The organism is Micromonospora sp. BL1 (assembly GCF_003667485.1).
In the GTDB taxonomy this organism is placed as follows: domain Bacteria; phylum Actinomycetota; class Actinomycetes; order Mycobacteriales; family Micromonosporaceae; genus Micromonospora; species Micromonospora tulbaghiae.
The window spans coordinates 25,210-41,634 of record NZ_RCVK01000182.1; the positions used below are offsets into that span (position 1 = coordinate 25,210).

Annotated in this window: 14 protein-coding genes; 10 read left to right on the forward strand and 4 right to left on the reverse strand. The window is 72.1% G+C overall.

The window, feature by feature from the left end; all coding sequences use genetic code 11:
- Positions 1-473: 473 nt before the first annotated feature.
- The 9 genes from araB (at position 474) to EAD96_RS07665 (ending at position 12,754) form a co-directional block, all read left to right on the forward strand.
- Positions 474-2,156, forward strand: coding sequence for a ribulokinase (gene araB, locus EAD96_RS07625; protein ID WP_121683730.1), 1,683 nt, complete (start codon positions 474-476; stop codon positions 2,154-2,156).
- Positions 2,153-2,836: an L-ribulose-5-phosphate 4-epimerase gene (locus tag EAD96_RS07630; protein WP_199733093.1), complete on the forward strand. Its 684-nt coding sequence runs from the start codon at positions 2,153-2,155 to the stop codon at positions 2,834-2,836. The genes araB and EAD96_RS07630 overlap by 4 nt, the downstream gene beginning before the upstream one ends.
- A 97-nt stretch (positions 2,837-2,933) precedes the next feature.
- Entirely contained in the window at positions 2,934-3,929 is a 996-nt protein-coding gene (locus EAD96_RS07635; RefSeq protein ID WP_120569490.1) for an ABC transporter substrate-binding protein, read from the forward strand.
- A gap of 73 nt (positions 3,930-4,002) precedes the next feature.
- Positions 4,003-5,544 (forward strand): sugar ABC transporter ATP-binding protein, encoded by a 1,542-nt coding sequence (locus tag EAD96_RS07640; RefSeq protein ID WP_121683731.1) that lies wholly within the window; start codon positions 4,003-4,005, stop codon positions 5,542-5,544.
- Entirely contained in the window at positions 5,541-6,611 is a 1,071-nt protein-coding gene (locus EAD96_RS07645) for an ABC transporter permease (protein WP_120569492.1), read from the forward strand. The genes EAD96_RS07640 and EAD96_RS07645 overlap by 4 nt, the downstream gene beginning before the upstream one ends.
- The gene (gene yjfF / locus EAD96_RS07650; RefSeq protein WP_091417258.1) at positions 6,608-7,600 is read left to right on the forward strand and encodes a galactofuranose ABC transporter, permease protein YjfF; all 993 of its coding nucleotides are present in this window, start codon (positions 6,608-6,610) and stop codon (positions 7,598-7,600) included. The genes EAD96_RS07645 and yjfF overlap by 4 nt, the downstream gene beginning before the upstream one ends.
- A gap of 26 nt (positions 7,601-7,626) precedes the next feature.
- Positions 7,627-9,129 carry an L-arabinose isomerase gene (araA, locus tag EAD96_RS07655; RefSeq protein ID WP_120569493.1) on the forward strand — a complete coding sequence of 501 codons (1,503 nt, stop codon included), beginning with the start codon at positions 7,627-7,629 and terminating at the stop codon, positions 9,127-9,129.
- A 248-nt stretch (positions 9,130-9,377) separates the two neighbouring features.
- Positions 9,378-11,447 carry an RICIN domain-containing protein gene (locus EAD96_RS07660; protein ID WP_120573741.1) on the forward strand — a complete coding sequence of 690 codons (2,070 nt, stop codon included), beginning with the start codon at positions 9,378-9,380 and terminating at the stop codon, positions 11,445-11,447.
- A gap of 317 nt (positions 11,448-11,764) precedes the next feature.
- Positions 11,765-12,754 (forward strand): LacI family DNA-binding transcriptional regulator, encoded by a 990-nt coding sequence (locus EAD96_RS07665; protein WP_199733094.1) that lies wholly within the window; start codon positions 11,765-11,767, stop codon positions 12,752-12,754.
- Positions 12,755-12,872: 118 nt separating this feature from the next.
- Here EAD96_RS07665 and EAD96_RS07670 read toward each other — a convergent pair whose 3' ends face one another.
- The 3 genes from EAD96_RS07670 to EAD96_RS07680 are packed head-to-tail and all read right to left on the reverse strand — an operon-like array spanning position 12,873 to position 15,294.
- Positions 12,873-13,493, reverse strand: a complete 621-nt coding sequence (locus tag EAD96_RS07670) for a copper resistance protein CopC (RefSeq protein WP_121683732.1) — start codon at positions 13,491-13,493, stop codon at positions 12,873-12,875.
- Positions 13,494-13,513: 20 nt separating this feature from the next.
- On the reverse strand, positions 13,514-14,740 hold the full coding sequence (locus EAD96_RS07675; RefSeq protein ID WP_121683733.1) for a Dyp-type peroxidase: 1,227 nt from the start codon (positions 14,738-14,740) through the stop codon (positions 13,514-13,516).
- Positions 14,737-15,294 carry a copper chaperone PCu(A)C gene (locus tag EAD96_RS07680; RefSeq protein WP_121683734.1) on the reverse strand — a complete coding sequence of 186 codons (558 nt, stop codon included), beginning with the start codon at positions 15,292-15,294 and terminating at the stop codon, positions 14,737-14,739. Before EAD96_RS07680 ends, EAD96_RS07675 begins: the two co-directional genes overlap by 4 nt.
- A 229-nt stretch (positions 15,295-15,523) precedes the next feature.
- Between EAD96_RS07680 and EAD96_RS07685 the strand changes: the two genes are divergently transcribed.
- On the forward strand, positions 15,524-15,928 hold the full coding sequence (locus EAD96_RS07685; RefSeq protein ID WP_013286817.1) for a Fur family transcriptional regulator: 405 nt from the start codon (positions 15,524-15,526) through the stop codon (positions 15,926-15,928).
- A gap of 40 nt (positions 15,929-15,968) precedes the next feature.
- Here EAD96_RS07685 and EAD96_RS07690 read toward each other — a convergent pair whose 3' ends face one another.
- Complete coding sequence (locus tag EAD96_RS07690) at positions 15,969-16,361, reverse strand: SCO5389 family protein (RefSeq protein WP_121683735.1); 393 nt, start codon at positions 16,359-16,361, stop codon at positions 15,969-15,971.
- Positions 16,362-16,425: the final 64 nt, after the last annotated feature.

Genomic DNA, 16,425 nt, shown 5'->3' on the forward strand with positions numbered 1-16,425 from the left:
CGGGGTCGCCGTCCGTCGCCGCCCGGCTGCGGCGCCGGGGTTTCCCGGACAGCGGCGCCACAGTGTGTGGGGATGGCGAAATGTTATCGCTGACATCAAACACTGTAAATAGGCTCACCACCTTCGGGTGGCCTGCGGCGACCGGCTGCCGAGGGCGTCGTCGCGAGAAAAAGGGCCGCTGAGCGGCCCTCTGAGCGGTCCGCGGCGGCGCCCGAGGGCTCGGGTCAGGGGTGCCGGAAGTGCCGAGAGATTTTCCGGAAGTTCCATCGATTGTTGTCGCTAACAGGCCGTCGGTCCGGGGTCTGGCCGCGCCGTCGGCGTGGATCTCCGGGCCGGCGGCCGGGCCGGTCCGCGCGGGGCGACGGACGCCGGTTCCGGGCGCCGCCGCTCGTTACGCAGCTGTTGCTTGGACGTGTCTTGACGGATGTATATGTGAGCGCTAACACTAACTCCGTGACACGGCGGAGGTGCAAATGAGCGAAGTGGACGCGTCCGACCGGTACGTGATCGGCGTCGACTTCGGCACGCTGTCCGGGCGGGCACTGGTGGTCCGCGTCCGTGACGGCGCCGAACTGGGTACGGCGGTGCACGAGTACCGGCGCGGGGTCATCGAGACCGCGCTTCCCGACGGCGGCCCGGCGCTGCCCCCGGACTGGGCCCTGCAGGACCCCGACGACTACCGCGACGTGCTGCGCCACGCGGTGCCGGCCGCGCTCGCCGAGGCCGGCGTGGACCCGTCCCGGGTGGTGGGCATCGGCATCGACTTCACCGCCTGCACCGTGCTCCCGACGCTCGCCGACGGCACGCCGCTGTGCGAGATCCCGCAGTTGCGCGACCGGCCGCACGCCTGGGTGAAGCTCTGGAAGCACCACGCCGCGCAGCCGCACGCCGACCGGATCAACGCGCTGGCGGCCGAACGCGGCGAGCCGTGGCTCGGCCGCTACGGCGGCAAGATCTCCGCGGAGTGGCAGTTCGCCAAGGGCCTGCAGATCCTGGAGGAGGACCCGGAGGTCTACCGCCGGGCCGAGCGCTTCATCGAGGCCGCCGACTGGATCGTGTGGCAGCTGTGCGGCGCCGAGACGCGCAACGTCTGCACCGCCGGCTACAAGGGCATCCGGCAGGACGACCACTACCCGTCGGCCGACTACCTGGCCGCGCTCGCCCCCGGCTTCGCCGACTTCGTGACCAAGCTGGACGGTCCGCTGCTGCCGCTGGGCGCGCGGGCCGGCTCGCTCAGCGCCCGCGCCGCCGCCTGGACCGGGCTGCCCGAGGGCATCGCGGTCGCGGCCGGCAACGTCGACGCGCACGTCACCGCCGCCGCGGCTCAGGCGTTGCGGCCCGGCCGGCTGGTCGCCATCATGGGCACCTCCACCTGCCACGTCCTCAACGGCACGCACCCGGCCGAGGTGCCGGGCATGTGCGGTGTCGTCGACGGCGGCATCAGCCCCGGCGCCTGGGGCTTCGAGGCCGGGCAGAGCGGCGTGGGGGACATCTTCGGTTGGTTCGTACGCCACGCCGCCCCGGCCGGTTTCGACTCGCACGAGCAGCTCACCGAGGCCGCCGCCGCCCAGCCGGTCGGCGCGCACGGGCTGGTGGCGCTGGACTGGTGGAACGGCAACCGGTCCCTGCTGGTCAACCACGACCTCAGCGGGATGGTCGTCGGGCTGACGCTCGCCACCCGGCCGCCGGACGTCTACCGGGCGCTGCTGGAGGCCACCGCGTACGGCACCCGGATGATCGTCGAGGCGTTCGCGCAGGCCGGCGTGCCGGTCGACGACCTGGTGGTGGCCGGTGGACTCACCTCCAACCGGCTGCTCATGCAGATCTACGCCGACGTCACGAACCGGCCGCTGAGCATCATCGGCTCCGCCCAGGGCCCGGCGCTCGGCTCGGCCATCCACGCGGCGGTGGCCGCCGGGGCGTACCCGACGATCCACGAGGCGTCCGCCGCGATGGGGCGCATCGACGAGGCCGTCTACCGGCCCGTACCGGAGAACGTGCGCGCCTACGACGCCCTGTACGCCGAGTACCGCGCGTTGCACGACCACTTCGGTCGCGGCGCGAACGACGTCATGCTCCGCCTGCGGGCGATCCGCAACGCGGCCGTCGACGCCGCCGCGGACCGCACCCCCGCGACCCTGGAGGTGGTCGGATGAACACCGAGGTGACCCGCCAGGTGGCCGCGCTGCGCGAGACGGTGGCCCGCCTGCACCGCGAGCTGACCCGCTACGACCTGGTGGCCTGGACCGCCGGCAACGTCTCGGCCCGCGTACCCGGTCAGGAGCTGATGGTCATCAAGCCCAGCGGGGTCGACTACGACGACCTGACCGCCGAGGCCATGGTGGTCTGCGACCTCAACGGCACGGTCGTCGACGGCGACGGCGCCCCGTCCAGCGACACCGCCGCGCACGCCTACGTCTACCGCGCGATGCCCGAGGTCGGCGGCGTCGTGCACACGCACAGCGGATACGCCACCGCCTGGGCGGCCCGCGGCGAGGCGATCCCGTGCTGGCTGACCGCGCAGGCCGACGAGTTCGGCGGGGAGATCCCGATCGGGCCGTTCGCGCTGATCGGCGGCGACGACATCGGCAAGGGCATCGTCAGCACGCTGTCCGGGCACCGATCACCCGCGGTGCTCATGCGCAACCACGGCGTCTTCACCATCGGCCGCGACGCCCGGGCGGCGGTCAAGGCCGCGGTGATGTGCGAGGACGTCGCCCGTACCGCACACCTGGCCCGCGCGCTCGGGCAGCCGGTGCCGATCGCGCCGGCCGACATCGACTCGCTCTACGACCGCTACCAGAACGTGTACGGCCAACGCCCGCCGGCGCCCTGACCCCGGACAGCGCCGCGCACCCCCCCACCACCACACCCGGGCCGCGCCGGTTCCCACCGGTCGCGCGCCCGGAACATCCAACCCCGGAGGAGAATCGATGAGAAGCAGGAGCACGGCACGCACGGTCATAGCGGCCTTCGCCGGCGTGCTGCTCGCCGCCAGCATGGCCGCGTGCGGCAACAGCGACACCGGCGGCGGTTCCGGCGACGGCAACGACAAGATCGTCCTGGGCTTCTCCCAGGTGGGCGCCGAGAGTGGCTGGCGTACCGCCAACACCACCTCGATCAAGGAGGCGGCGGCCGAGGCGGGCATCGAGCTGAAGTTCGACGACGCCCAGCAGAAGCAGGAGAACCAGATCAAGGCGATCCGCAACTTCATCCAGCAGAAGGTCGACGTGATCGCCTTCTCGCCGGTGGTGGAGTCGGGCTGGGACACCGTGCTCAAGGAGGCCAAGGACGCCAAGATCCCGGTGATCCTGACCGACCGCGCCGTCGACTCGGCCGACAAGTCGCTCTACAAGACGTTCCTCGGCTCGGACTTCGTCAAGGAGGGCCGCCTCGCCGGCGAGTGGCTGGTGGAGCAGAAGAAGGCGGCGTCCGGCCCGGTCACCATCGTGGAGCTTCAGGGCACCACCGGCTCGGCGCCGGCCAACGACCGGAAGAAGGGCTTCGCCGAGGCCATCGCCGCCAACCCCAACCTGAAGATCGTCGCCTCCCAGTCTGGTGACTTCACCCGCGCCGGCGGCAAGCAGGTGATGGAGCAGTTCCTCAAGGCCAACCCGAAGATCGACGTGCTCTTCGCGCACAACGACGACATGGGCCTGGGCGCGCTCGAGGCGATCACCGCGGCCGGCAAGACGCCCGGCAAGGACATCACCATCATCACCGTCGACGCGGTGAAGGACGGCATGCAGGCCCTCGCGGACGGCAAGTTCAACTTCATCGCCGAGTGCAGCCCGCTGCTTGGCCCGCAGCTGATGGACCTGGTCAAGAAGGTCAAGGCCGGCGAGGAGGTGCCCGCCCGGATCGAGACCGAGGAGACCACGTTCACCCAGGAGCAGGCCAAGGAGGCACTGCCCAACCGCAAGTACTGAGTCACCCCGGGGGTCGCCGTCGCAACCGACGGCGGCCCCCGTACCACCACCGTCGAAGAAGAGGTCCGATGGGATGACGGGTAACCGTCCGGTCCTGACCATGACCGGCATCAGCAAGACCTTCCCCGGGGTCCGCGCGCTGCACGACGTCGACTTCCGGCTGTTCCCGGGCGAGGTCCACGCCCTGATGGGCGAGAACGGCGCCGGCAAGTCCACCCTGATCAAGGTGTTGACCGGCGTCTACGGGACCGACGCGGGCGTCGTCACGCTCGACGGCGAGCAGGTCTCGTTCACCGGTCCGATGCAGGCCGCCGCGGCCGGTGTCAGCACCGTCTACCAGGAGGTCAACCTCTGCACCAACCTGTCGGTGGCGGAGAACGTCTTCATCGGCCGGGAACCCCGCCGCTTCGGCGCGGTGCGCTGGGGCGAGATGCGCCGCCGGGCCCGCGACCTGCTGGCCCGGCTCGACCTCGACCTCGACGTCTCCGCGCCGCTCGGCTCGTACTCGCTGGCGGTGCAGCAGATGGTCGCCATCGCCCGGGCGATCGACGTGCGGGCGCGGGTGCTGATCCTGGACGAGCCGACGTCCAGCCTGGACGCCGGCGAGGTGGCGCAGCTGTTCCGGATCATGCGGCAGCTGCGTGACGAGGGGATCGCGATCCTGTTCGTCACCCACTTCCTCGACCAGGTCTACGGCATCGCCGACCGGATCACCGTGCTGCGCAACGGCCGGCTCGTGGGGGAGTACCGCACCGAGGAGCTGCCGCAGTTCAGCCTGGTCGAGAAGATGATCGGGCAGGAGCTGGACGTGCTGGAGCGGCTCGACGAGCAGCAGAAGCGCGCCACCGTCGACGCCGGTGACGAGGCCCCGCTCGTGGACGCCGCCGAGCTGGGCCGGCGCGGCGCGGTCGCCCCGTTCAGCCTGCGCATCCACGCCGGTGAGGTGGTCGGCCTGGCCGGCCTGCTCGGCTCCGGCCGCACCGAGGTGGCACGGCTGATCTTCGGCGCGGACCGGGCCGACCACGGCCAGGTCCGGCTCGACGGCGGCCGGGCGCCGGTGCGCAACCCGATCCAGGCCATCGGCCAGGGCGTCGGGTTCTGCTCGGAGAACCGCCGGGCCGAGGGCATCGTCCCGGAACTCACGGTCCGGGAGAACATGATCCTGGCGATGCAGGCCGCGCGCGGCTGGCTGCGGCCGATCCCGCGCCGCCGCCAGGACGAGCTGGTCCGCAAGTACGTCGAGGCGCTGAGCATCCGCCCGGCCAACCCGGAGCTGCCGGTGCGAAACCTCTCCGGCGGCAACCAGCAGAAGGTGCTGCTGGCCCGCTGGCTGATCACCGAACCGCGCCTGCTGATCCTGGACGAGCCGACCCGCGGCATCGACGTCGGCGCCAAGGCCGAGATCCAGAAGCTGGTGGTGCAGCTCTCCGACGGCGGCATGGCGGTGCTGTTCATCTCCGCCGAGCTGGAGGAGGTGCTGCGCCTGAGCCACCGGGTCGCGGTCATGCGCGACCGGGAGATGGTCGCCCAGCTCGACAACGACGACACGCTCGACGCCGACCGCGTCATGCGCACCATCGCCAGTGGAACGCCCCGGGAGGAGGTGACCCGATGACCGCCGTCGCCGACCGCCTCCGCCCGCTGACCGGCCACCGCCTGTTCTGGCCGGCGCTCGTGCTCGTGGTCATGATCGCCGCGAACACCGTCTACCGTCCCGGCTTCCTCGCCGTCGAGGTCAAGAACGGCCATCTGTACGGCACACCGATCGACATCCTCCGGCTGAGCGCGCCGCTGATCCTGGTCGCGCTCGGCATGACGCTCGTCATCGCCACCGGCGGCATCGACCTGTCGGTCGGCTCGCTCTGCGCGATCAGCGGCGCGATCGCCTGCCTGCACATCAGCGGGGCGGCCGACCAGAACAGCCCGGCCACTGTGGCCACCGCGCTCGCCCTGGCCTTCGGCGCCGCGCTCGTGCTCGGCGCGTGGAACGGGATACTCGTGGCGGTCATCGGCATCCAGCCGATCATCGCCACGCTGATCCTCATGGTGGCCGGGCGGGGCATCGCCCAGCTCGTCACCGAGGGCCAGATCATCACCATCAACTCCGGTCCGTACCGGGCGATCGGGCTCGGGCACTTCCTGACGCTGCCGCTGGCCATCCTGATCGCGCTCGCCGCCGCGCTGCTCGTGGCCGCGTTCACCCGGCGCACCGCGCTGGGGCTGATCGTCGAGTCGGTCGGCGGCAACGCCGAGGCCAGCCGGCTCGCCGGCATCCGGTCGCGGCGCATCGTCTTCCTCGTCTACGTGATCAGCGCCGTCTGCGCGGCGCTCGCCGGTTTCATGGTCACCGCCAACGTCTCCAGCGCCGACGGCAACGCCGCCGGTCTGTGGATCGAGCTCGACGCGATCCTGGCGGTCGTCATCGGCGGCACCTCGCTGGCCGGCGGCCGGTTCTCCCTCGGCGGCACCGTCCTCGGCGCGCTGATCATCCAGACCCTGACCACCACGGTGTACGCCATGAACATCTCGCCGCAGACGTCGCTGCTGTTCAAGGCGGTCGTCGTCATCGCCGTCTGCCTCGTCCAGGCTCCGGCGTTCCGGGCCCGGCTGCGCCGGCGCCGGCGCGGGGCCGAACCCGGCCCGGCGGCCCCGCAGCGGGAGAAGGAGCAGGTACCGGCATGAGCAGCACGTCGTTGACCACCGGCCGGTCCTGGCGGCCCAGCCTGCCCCGGCGGCACGTCCCGGTGCTGGCCACGCTCGCCCTGCTGCTGGTCATGTACGGCATCGGCGTGTCCCAGTACCGCGCCTTCTCCAACGTCCAGGTCGTCTTCAACGTCTTCATCGACAACGGGTTCCTGCTCGTCGTCGCGGTGGGCATGACGTTCGTGATCCTCACCGGCGGTATCGACCTGTCAGTCGGCTCGGTGGTGGCGATGACCGCGATGGTGTCGGCGTCGTTGCTGCGCGACGGCCTGCCCGCGGCCCTGGTGCTGGTGATCGCGCTGCTGATCGGCCCGACGCTCGGTTTCCTGATGGGCTGCGCGATCCACTTCTTCGAGATCCAGCCGTTCATCGTGACACTCGCCGGGATGTTCTTCGCCCGGGGCATGTGCACGTTCATCAGCGACTCCTCCATCTCCATCACCGACGGTTTCTGGACCTCGATGTCGCAGCAGCGCATCGGCGACCCGGCCGGCAACTTCGTGTCGATCAGCGTGCTGATCGCGTTCGCGGTGGTGCTGATCGCGGCGTACGTGCTGGCGTACACCCGGTTCGGCCGCAACGTGTACGCGGTCGGCGGCAACGCGCAGTCGGCGCTGCTGATGGGCCTGCCGGTGGCGCGGACCCGGATCGCCGTCTACACGATCAGCGGGCTCTGCTCGGCGATCGGCGGCATCCTGCTGTCGTTCTACACGCTGTCCGGCGCGCCGCTGATCGCCGTCGGGATGGAGCTGGACGTGATCGCCGCCGTGGTGATCGGCGGCACCGTGCTCACCGGCGGCTCCGGGTACGTCTTCGGCACCGTGCTCGGCGTGCTGGTGCTGGGCGTGATCCAGACCCTGATCACGTTCGACGGCAGCCTCAACTCCTGGTGGACCAAGATCGTGATCGGCGGCCTGCTGTTCGCGTTCATCCTCCTCCAGCGCCTCATCGGCATCCGGTTCAAGTGACGGTTCCTAGCGCGGAAGGCAACAACATGGCAACTCACCCCCAGCCCGAGGTCTGGTTCCTCACCGGCAGCCAGGGCCTCTACGGCGAGGACACCCTGCGGCAGGTCGCCGAGCAGTCCCGGCAGATCGCCGCGCGCCTGGACGAGTCGCCGGACATCCCCGTACGCGTGGTCTGGAAGCCGGTCCTCACCTCCAGCGCGGACATCCTCGCGGCCTGCCGGGACGCAGCGGCGCAGGGCGCGGTCGGGGTGATCGCCTGGATGCACACGTTCTCCCCGGCCAAGATGTGGATCTCCGGGCTGGACGCGCTGCGCACGCCGCTGCTGCATTTGCACACGCAGGCCAACGTGGCGCTGCCGTGGGACGAGATCGACATGGACTTCATGAACCTCAACCAGGCCGCGCACGGCGACCGGGAGTTCGGGTTCATCCAGACCCGGCTCGGGGTGGCCCGCAAGACCGTCGCCGGCCACGTCACCGACCCGCGGGTCGTCGGGCGGGTCGCGGCGTGGGCCCGCGCCGCGATCGGCTGGTCGGCGGTGCGGACCCTGCGGCTGGCCCGCTTCGGCGACAACATGCGCGACGTCGCGGTCACCGAGGGGGACAAGGTCGAGGCCGAGCTGCGCTTCGGCGTCTCGGTCAACACCTACGGCGTCAACGACCTGGTCGCCGCCGTCGACCAGGTGCCCGAGGCCCAGGTCGACGACCTGGTCAAGGAGTACGACGACACCTACCGCGTCGCGTCCGAGCTGCGGCCCGGTGGGGACCGGCACGACTCCCTGCGGTACGCGGCGCGCCAGGAGCTGGGCCTGCGCGCGTTCCTCGACGCCGGTGGTTTCCGGGCGTTCACCACGAACTTCGAGGACCTCGGCGGGCTGCGGCAGCTCCCCGGCATCGCGGTGCAGCGCCTGATGGCCGACGGCTACGGCTTCGGCGGCGAGGGGGACTGGAAGACCTCGGTGCTGGTGCACACGCTCAAGGCGATGGCCGTCGGCGTGCCGGGCGGCACCTCGTTCATGGAGGACTACACCTACGACCTGACGTTCGGTCAGGAGCTGATCCTCGGCGCGCACATGCTGGAGGTGTGCCCGAGCATCGCCGCCGACGTGCCGAGCGCGGAGGTGCACCCGCTGAGCATCGGCGGGCGGGAGGACCCGGTCCGCCTGGTGTTCGACGCGGCGCCGGGCCCGGCTGTCGTGCTGGGCATGGCGGACATGGGGGAGCGGTTCCGGCTGGTCGCCAACGCGGTGGACGTGGTGCCGCCGCCGCACCCGCTGCGCCGCCTCCCGGTGGCCCGCGCGGTCTGGCGTCCGCAGCCCGACCTGGCCGGCTCGGCGGAGGCGTGGATCACCGCCGGCGCACCGCACCACACCGTGCTCTCCCAGGCCGTCGGCGTGGAGGAGCTGCGCGACCTGGCCGCGATGGCCCGGACCGAACTGGTGGTCATCGACGCCGAGACGCGCCCGCACCGCTTCGCCGACGAGCTGCGCTGGAACCAGGCGTACTACCGGCTCGCCCGGGGTTTCTGAGCCGCCGCCCGCCGTCCGTGCCGGCCCGCGCGGCGGGCCGCACGTTACGCCTTGACGAACGGCATGTTATCGCTCACAGTCGATGGATAGGGTCACCGGCACCGCTCGCGGGCCGTTCCGGGCGCGATCTGCGCCGCAGTTGCCAGGGATCCGACTCTCGCCTGGGTGGGCGTCGCTGTTAGCGATAACGCCGCCGTCGTCGGCGCGTGCCGCCGCGCCCGGGCTCCGGTCGACGAAGGAGGATCGTGGTGACGGCTCGACTGTCCCGTGGGCGTGGAAGCCTGTCCCGGCTGCTGGCCGGGGTGGTGGCGCTGCTTGTCGGCGGCGTGGTGGTGGGCGCCGTACCGGCGCCGGTATCGGCCGCCACGGTGGACACCAGCGCGTACTACGTGCTGGTGAACCGCAACAGCGGCAAGGCGCTGGACCTGTACAACCAGGCCACCAACGACGGCGCGCGGATCACCCAGTGGACGCGCAACGACGGCGCCTGGCAGCAGTGGCAGTTCGTGGACTCCGGCGGTGGCTACTACCGGCTGCGCTCCCGGCACTCGGGCAAGGTGCTCGACGTGACCGGCGCGTCCACCGCCAACGGCGCGGCGGTGGTCCAGTGGACCGACCACGGCGGCACCAACCAGCAGTTCCGGCTGGCCGACTCCGACAGCGGGTACGTCCGGCTGATCAACCGGAACTCGAACAAGGTGATGGAGGTGCAGAACGCCTCCACCGCCGACGGCGGCAACATCGTCCAGTACGACGACTGGAACGGCGCGAACCAGCAGTGGCAGCTCGTCCGCGTGGGCGACAACCCGGGCAACCCGGGCGGCAGCTTCACCAACCCGGCCGTCTGGCAGGACTTCGCCGACGTCGACATCATCCGGGTCGGCGACGTCTACTACATGTCCGCCTCCACCATGCACTACTCGCCGGGCGCGCCGGTGCTGCGCTCCTGGGACCTGGTGAACTGGGAGTTCGCCGGGCACTCCGTACCGCGGCTGGACTTCGGCTCGAAGTACGACCTGAGCAGCAGTGAGCACGCGTACGTGGACGGCATCTGGGCGTCGACGCTGAACTACCGGCCGAGCAACCGCACGTTCTACTGGGCCGGGTGCATCGACTTCGCGCAGACCCACATCTACACCGCGGGCGCCGTCGACGGGGCGTGGAGCCGCCTGGCCACCATCCCCAACTGCTACTACGACGCCGGCATGCTGATCGACGACAACGACACCATGTACGTCGCGTACGGCAACGGCACGATCAGCGTGGCCCAGCTCTCCGCCGACGGGCGCAGCCAGGTCCGAGCCCAGCAGGTCTACCAGACGCCGTCGAGCATCGGCACGCTGGAGGGCGCGCGCTTCTACAAGCGCAACGGCGCGTACTACATCTGGCTGACCCGTCCGGCCAACGGCCAGTACGTGCTGAAGTCCACGAACGGCCCGTTCGGCCCGTACGAGCAGCGGCAGGTGCTGCTCAACCTGCCCGGCCCGATCTCCGGCGGCGGCGTGCCGCACCAGGGCGGTCTGGTGCAGACGCAGACCGGCGCCTGGTACTACATGGCGTTCACCGACGCCTACCCGGGCGGCCGGATGCCGACGCTGGCGCCGATCACCTGGACCTCCGACGGCTGGCCGCAGGTGCAGACCGTCAACGGCGCCTGGGGCGCGAGCTACCCCAACCCGCTGCCGACCCGCCCGGTCAAGCCGCTCACCGGCACCGACACGTTCTCCGGCACCACGCTCGGGGTGCAGTACGAGTGGAACCACAACCCGGACAACAGCCGGTGGTCGGTGAACAACGGCCTGCGCCTGCAGACCGCCAGCGTGACGAACGACCTGTACCGGGCCCGCAACACGCTCACCCACCGCATCCAGGGCCCCACCTCGACCGGCACGATCGAGCTGGACTACTCGGGCATGCGCGACGGTGACCGGGCCGGCCTGGCGATGCTGCGCGACAGTTCGGCCTGGATCGGCGTACGGCGGGACAACGGCGCGACGCGAGTGGTGATGACGAACGGCCTGACCATGGGCTCGAACAACTGGAACACCACCAGCACCGGTACGGAGATCGCCAGTGCGGCGGTGTCCGGCGGGCGGATCTGGCTGCGGGCCAACGCCGACATCCGGCCCGGCTCCGGACGGCAGGCGCGGTTCTCCTACAGCACCGACGGGGTGAACTTCGTACCGCTCGGGAACGCGCTGACGCTCAACAACGCGTGGCAGTTCTTCATGGGGTACCGGTTCGGCTTCTTCAACTACGCCACCCAATCGCTGGGTGGCGCGGTGACGGTGCGGCAGTTCTCGCTGACAACACCGTGACAACGGTCACCATTCGCGGCCGTTGACACATCTTCAATAGCCCGGGGTGGGGCACCGGCAATCACCGGAAATGCCGCACCCCGGGCTCAATTCCACAGCTCCCGAGCTGCCTGTTCACGCCGCTGCGTAACGGAAGGGAATGAGCCGTCGGTCGATTCCGCGATATCGCCGCGCCACGATGTGAACGGTCGATCCACGGTGCCGATACCGATGGGACCGCTGGCGTAGACTGTCGCCACCCGGGCCGGTCCGGTCGAGATCGACCGGGTGTGGCCGCGGGCAGTGGCGAAAGTGAGGTGGCCGTGCGCGGTCCTGCGATGACGGACGTGGCCCGCCTCGCCGGGGTGTCGCACCAGACGGTCTCCCGGGTGCTCAACGGGCATCCCAACGTGCGTGAGCAGACCCGGCTGCGGGTGCAGGCCGCCATCACCGAACTCGGCTACCGGCCCAACCGCGCGGCCCGCGCGCTGGTGACCGGCCGGTCCCAGGTGATCGGCGTGGTCGCGCAGAACACCACGCTCTACGGCCCGGCGTCCCTGCTGGCCGCGCTGGAGCAGGCGGCCGCCGAGGCCGGTTTCGCGGTGAGCGTCGGCAGCGTCCGCGACCTCGACCACCGTTCCATCTCGGCCGCCGTGGAACGGCACCTGGCGCACCGGGTCGCCGGCATAGTGGTCATCGCGCCGGTCGAGTCGGCCGGAGAGGCGCTGGAACGGCTGCCCCAGGACGTGCCGCTGGTGACTGTCGACGGCGACCCGCGCCGGCCGATCCCCTTGGTGACTGTCGACCAGGTCGCCGGCGCCCGGGCCGCCACCGAGCACCTCCTCGCCGCCGGGCACCGCACGGTGTGGCACGTGTCCGGCCCGTCGGACTGGTTCGACAGCGCCGGCCGGATCGAGGGGTGGCGCGAGGCGCTGCGGCAGGCCGGCGCCGAGATCCCGCCGCTGGTCCCGGCCGACTGGTCGGCGGCGGCGGGCTACCGGTGCGGGCAGATGCTGGCCCGGATGCCGGAGGTCACCGCCGTCTTCACCGCCAACGACCACCTGGCGCTGGGCGTGCTGCGGGCGCTGCACGAGCACGGCCGCCGCGTCCCCGACGACATCAGCGTGGTCGGGTTCGACGACGTCCCCGAGGCGGCGTACTTCATCCCGCCGCTGACCACGGTGCGGCCGGACTTCGGCGCGGTCGCCGCGGCCAGCCTCGACCTGCTCCTGGCACAGATCGAGTCGCCGACCGTCGGGCCGCTGCGGCAGACGATCGCGCCGACGCTGGTGCCGCGCCGCAGCGTCGGCCCGCCGCCCGCCCGCTGAGCCGCTCGCGGCCCGCTCACCGTCGCCGGCCCGCCGAAGGGCCGGCGCTCACTCACCCGGGGCCGGCCCGCCGAGGGCCCGTGCACCCCGCCGCCGATCCCGCCGTGCGGTCCGGTCGTCAGTGGTCAGTGCGACGAGCGCGCGCCCGGCGCGCGACCAGCAGCGTGATCCCGGCGACCACGAGCAGCCCGGCGACCGCCCCACCGGCCAGCAGCGCGACCGGCGGGCCGTCGTCGCCGGACCGCGCGACCGAGGCATCCGGCTCGCCCGCGGCGTCCGTGCCGGTCGACGCGGCAACCGCCGACGACGCGGGAGCCGCCGACGACGCGGAAGCTGACGGCGCGGAAGCTGACGGCGCGGGCGCGGCCGGGTCGGCGACGGTGAAGCGGTACGACCCCTGGACCGGGTGGCCGTCGCGGGACACCACCCGGTAGGCGACGGTGTAGGTGCCGTTGCCCAGCGGCTCGTCGATCGTCACGGTGCCGGTGGCGCCGTCCACCGCCGGTGCGGAGGTGGGCACCGTGCGCTGACCGGCGTCGCTGACCGTGACGGTGGTGAACGAGGGGTTCAGCCGTTGCAGGAACCGCAGCGTGACCTGCGTCGGCGCGGCGGTGAGCCGGGCGTCGCGTGCGGGCGTGGCCTCCTGGAGCGAGTTGTGCGCCGCCGCGGGCGTGGCCGGGACCAGCAGCAGCGCGGTGAGGACCGCGGCTAGCAGCGCGGTGACGGAACGGGTACGCATGACGCGCCTTCCTGTGGTGGTCAGCCGAGCAGTTGCCGGCCGATCCAGCTGCCCCCGGGGCAGCCGGGCGGTACGGCGAACACGGCGGAGCCGATCGGGGTGGTCCACTCGTTGAGCAGGTCGCGCTCGGCGAGCCGGCGTTGGACGGGCAGGAACTGGCGGGCGACGTCGGCCTGGTACGAGGCGAAGACGAGGCCGCTGTCCGCGTTCCCCTCGGGAGTCGGCACGCCGTCGTAGTTGTAGGGCCGGCGCAGGATCTTCTGCCGGTCGTCGGTGACGCGGGCCCGGGTCAGGTGCGAGAAGTCGGGGATGACGGTGAGCCCGTCCGGGCCGAGCGCGGCGAAGTCCGGCTCGTCGTGTTCGGCCCGGCCGGTCAGCGGCGCGCCGGTGTCGAGACGCCGCCCGACGGCGAGCTCCCGGTCGGTGCGGCCCAGCAGGTCCCAGGTCTCCAGGTTCATGCTGATCCGCCGCACCACGAGCGTCGTCGAGTCGCGCAGCCAGTCCGGTCCGTCGGTCACCCACACCGCGGTGTCGGCCGGCGTGCCGGGCTTCGGGTTGGCGGTGCCGTCGAGCTGCCCGAACAGGTTGCGCTGGGTACGCCCCGGCTCGGCGCCGGCCGCCCGGCGGAAGCCCTGCTGCACCCACCGGACGACGGCGAACGGACGGCTGTCCTTGACCAGGACCCGCTGGGCGTGGGCGACGGTGAGCGGGTCGTCGGCGCAGATCTGGAGCAGCAGGTCCCCGCCGGACCAGCGGGGTTGCAGCCGGTCGATGCCGAACGCGGGCAGCTCGGCCACCGAGGCGGGCCGGCGGTCGTCGAGCCCGGCGGCGGCGTAGAGCCCGGGACCGAAGCCGAACGTGACGGTGAGCCGGGCCGGCAGCACGCTCAGTTCCGGCTCGGTGTCGGCCAACGCCGGGCGGCCCTGGGTGAGCCGGGCCGCGTCGTCGGAGAGCAGCCGCAGCATCCGCCCGAGCGCCGCCCGGTCGGTGCCGGGGCGCAGCGTGAACGCGACGAACGCCGCGTGTGCCTGCGGGTCGGTGGTGACGCCGGACTGCCGGGTGCCGTGGAACGGCTCGACCGCGCTGCCGACGTGTGCCACCGGGACGGCGTCGTCGGGGCGTACCCCCTGGGGACGGACGGCGGCGAGGGCGCCCGCGCCGGTCAGCGCGCCCCCGGCGGCCATCGCGCCGCCGGTGAGCAGGCCACGCCGGCTCACCCGGCGGGCGGGTGTGCCGGTGCCGGTCATGACGCCGGGCTCGCGCCGTGTCCGGGGGCGTACGTCTCCTGGGCGCCGGTGAACGGCTTCGCCACGGCGGTGAACGTCTGGGTCCGGCCGTCGGCGAAGGTGAGCGTGATGTCGAGCTGGTCGCCGGCCCGCACCGGGCGGGTCAGGTCCATCAGCATCAGGTGGTCGCCGCCGGGTTCCAGGGCGGCCCGGGAGCGGGCGGCGACGACGACGCCGCCCTGCTTCTGCCGCATCGTCATCGTCCCGTCGGTCATGGCCATCTCGTGGATCTCGGCCCGGGACACGTCGGTGGTCACCCCGGTGATCGTGACGTCGGTGTCGCCGTCGTTGGCGAGCGTTGCGAACGCGGCGGTCATGCCCTTGTCGGCGGCCTTCACCCACGGGTCGCTGACGGTGAGCACGCCCGCCGCCGCGCTCGCCGACGCCGACGCCGAGCCCGGCGGGGCGGCGGACGGCGTGCCGGAGGACCCGCAGGCGGTGACCGACGCGGCGAGCACGGCGGCGCCGATCAGGGCCGCCGGGCGCAGGAAGCGGCGGCTGGTGGTGCTGGGCATGACGTCGTCCCCTCGAAGATCCGGTGTTCGTACCGTTTGTCGGCGCGGTACGCCGGATAGTTCCGGCCGGGGCGGTCGGGCACGTCACACCGCAGGCGGCGGAGCGTCCCGGACCCGGGATCGGCGGTGCGGCCGGAAGGCATAATGGTTCCGGGTGTCACGTGGCGCGCCGGGCGCGGCCGCGGCCGGACGAGGGTGCCGGGCGGGCGCCCGGACGAGGGAGGCGACGGTGACCCAGGCGACGACCGGGGCGACCCGCAACACCCGTCAGCGCGCCGAGGTGCTGGCGCTGCTGCGGGAGTTGGACGGCTTCCACAGCGCGCAGCAGCTGCACCAGATGCTCGTCCAGCGGCAGGCGAAGGTCGGCCTGACCACGGTGTACCGGACGCTCCAGATGCTCGTCGACAACGGCGAGATCGACTCGGCGCGGTTGCCCGGCGGCGAGCACCTCTACCGCCGGTGCAGCCAGAGCCGCCATCACCACCACCTGGTCTGCCGCCGCTGCGGCCGGGCCGTGGAGGTAGCCGGCCCGGCCGTCGAGCGGTGGGCCGACCAGGTCGCCGCCCAGCACGGCTTCACCGACGTCGGGCACACCCTGGAGATCTTCGGCACCTGCGACCGCTGCGCCGCCTGAGCGGTGCCGCGGGCGGGCGGTGGCCCGCCCGCGCGTCCGGTCAGCAGTTGCGCAGCGCCGGCGACTGGTTGAGTAACTGGCCGCGGCTGGAGGTGAACCGGCGGTACGCCTCGGAGCCTCCCGCGCCGGGGCGGAACGCCGCGACCCGGTGGCAGTTCTGGAACGCCAGCGTCACCCCGAAGTGCCGCTCCAGGCCGGCGCGGATCGCGTCGCTGGCCAGCGCGCGCAGCAGTTGCCCGCGCTCGGCGTCGCCGGGCGGCGGCACCACGTTGTCGGCGAACTCGGCTTCGGACGCGGCCAGGTCGGCAGCGACCCGGCTGACCGTCTCCCAGGCGTACGGCAGGGAGTCGCGGACGCAGGCGACGAACTCCTCCTCGTTCACGGGACCGGTCTCGGCGGCGTGCAGCAGGGCGGGCGGAACGGTGAGCGACATGTCTCCTCCGGAGTGCTAACGAACACGGTTTCCATTACCAACTGAGCACACCACGCGACCGGCG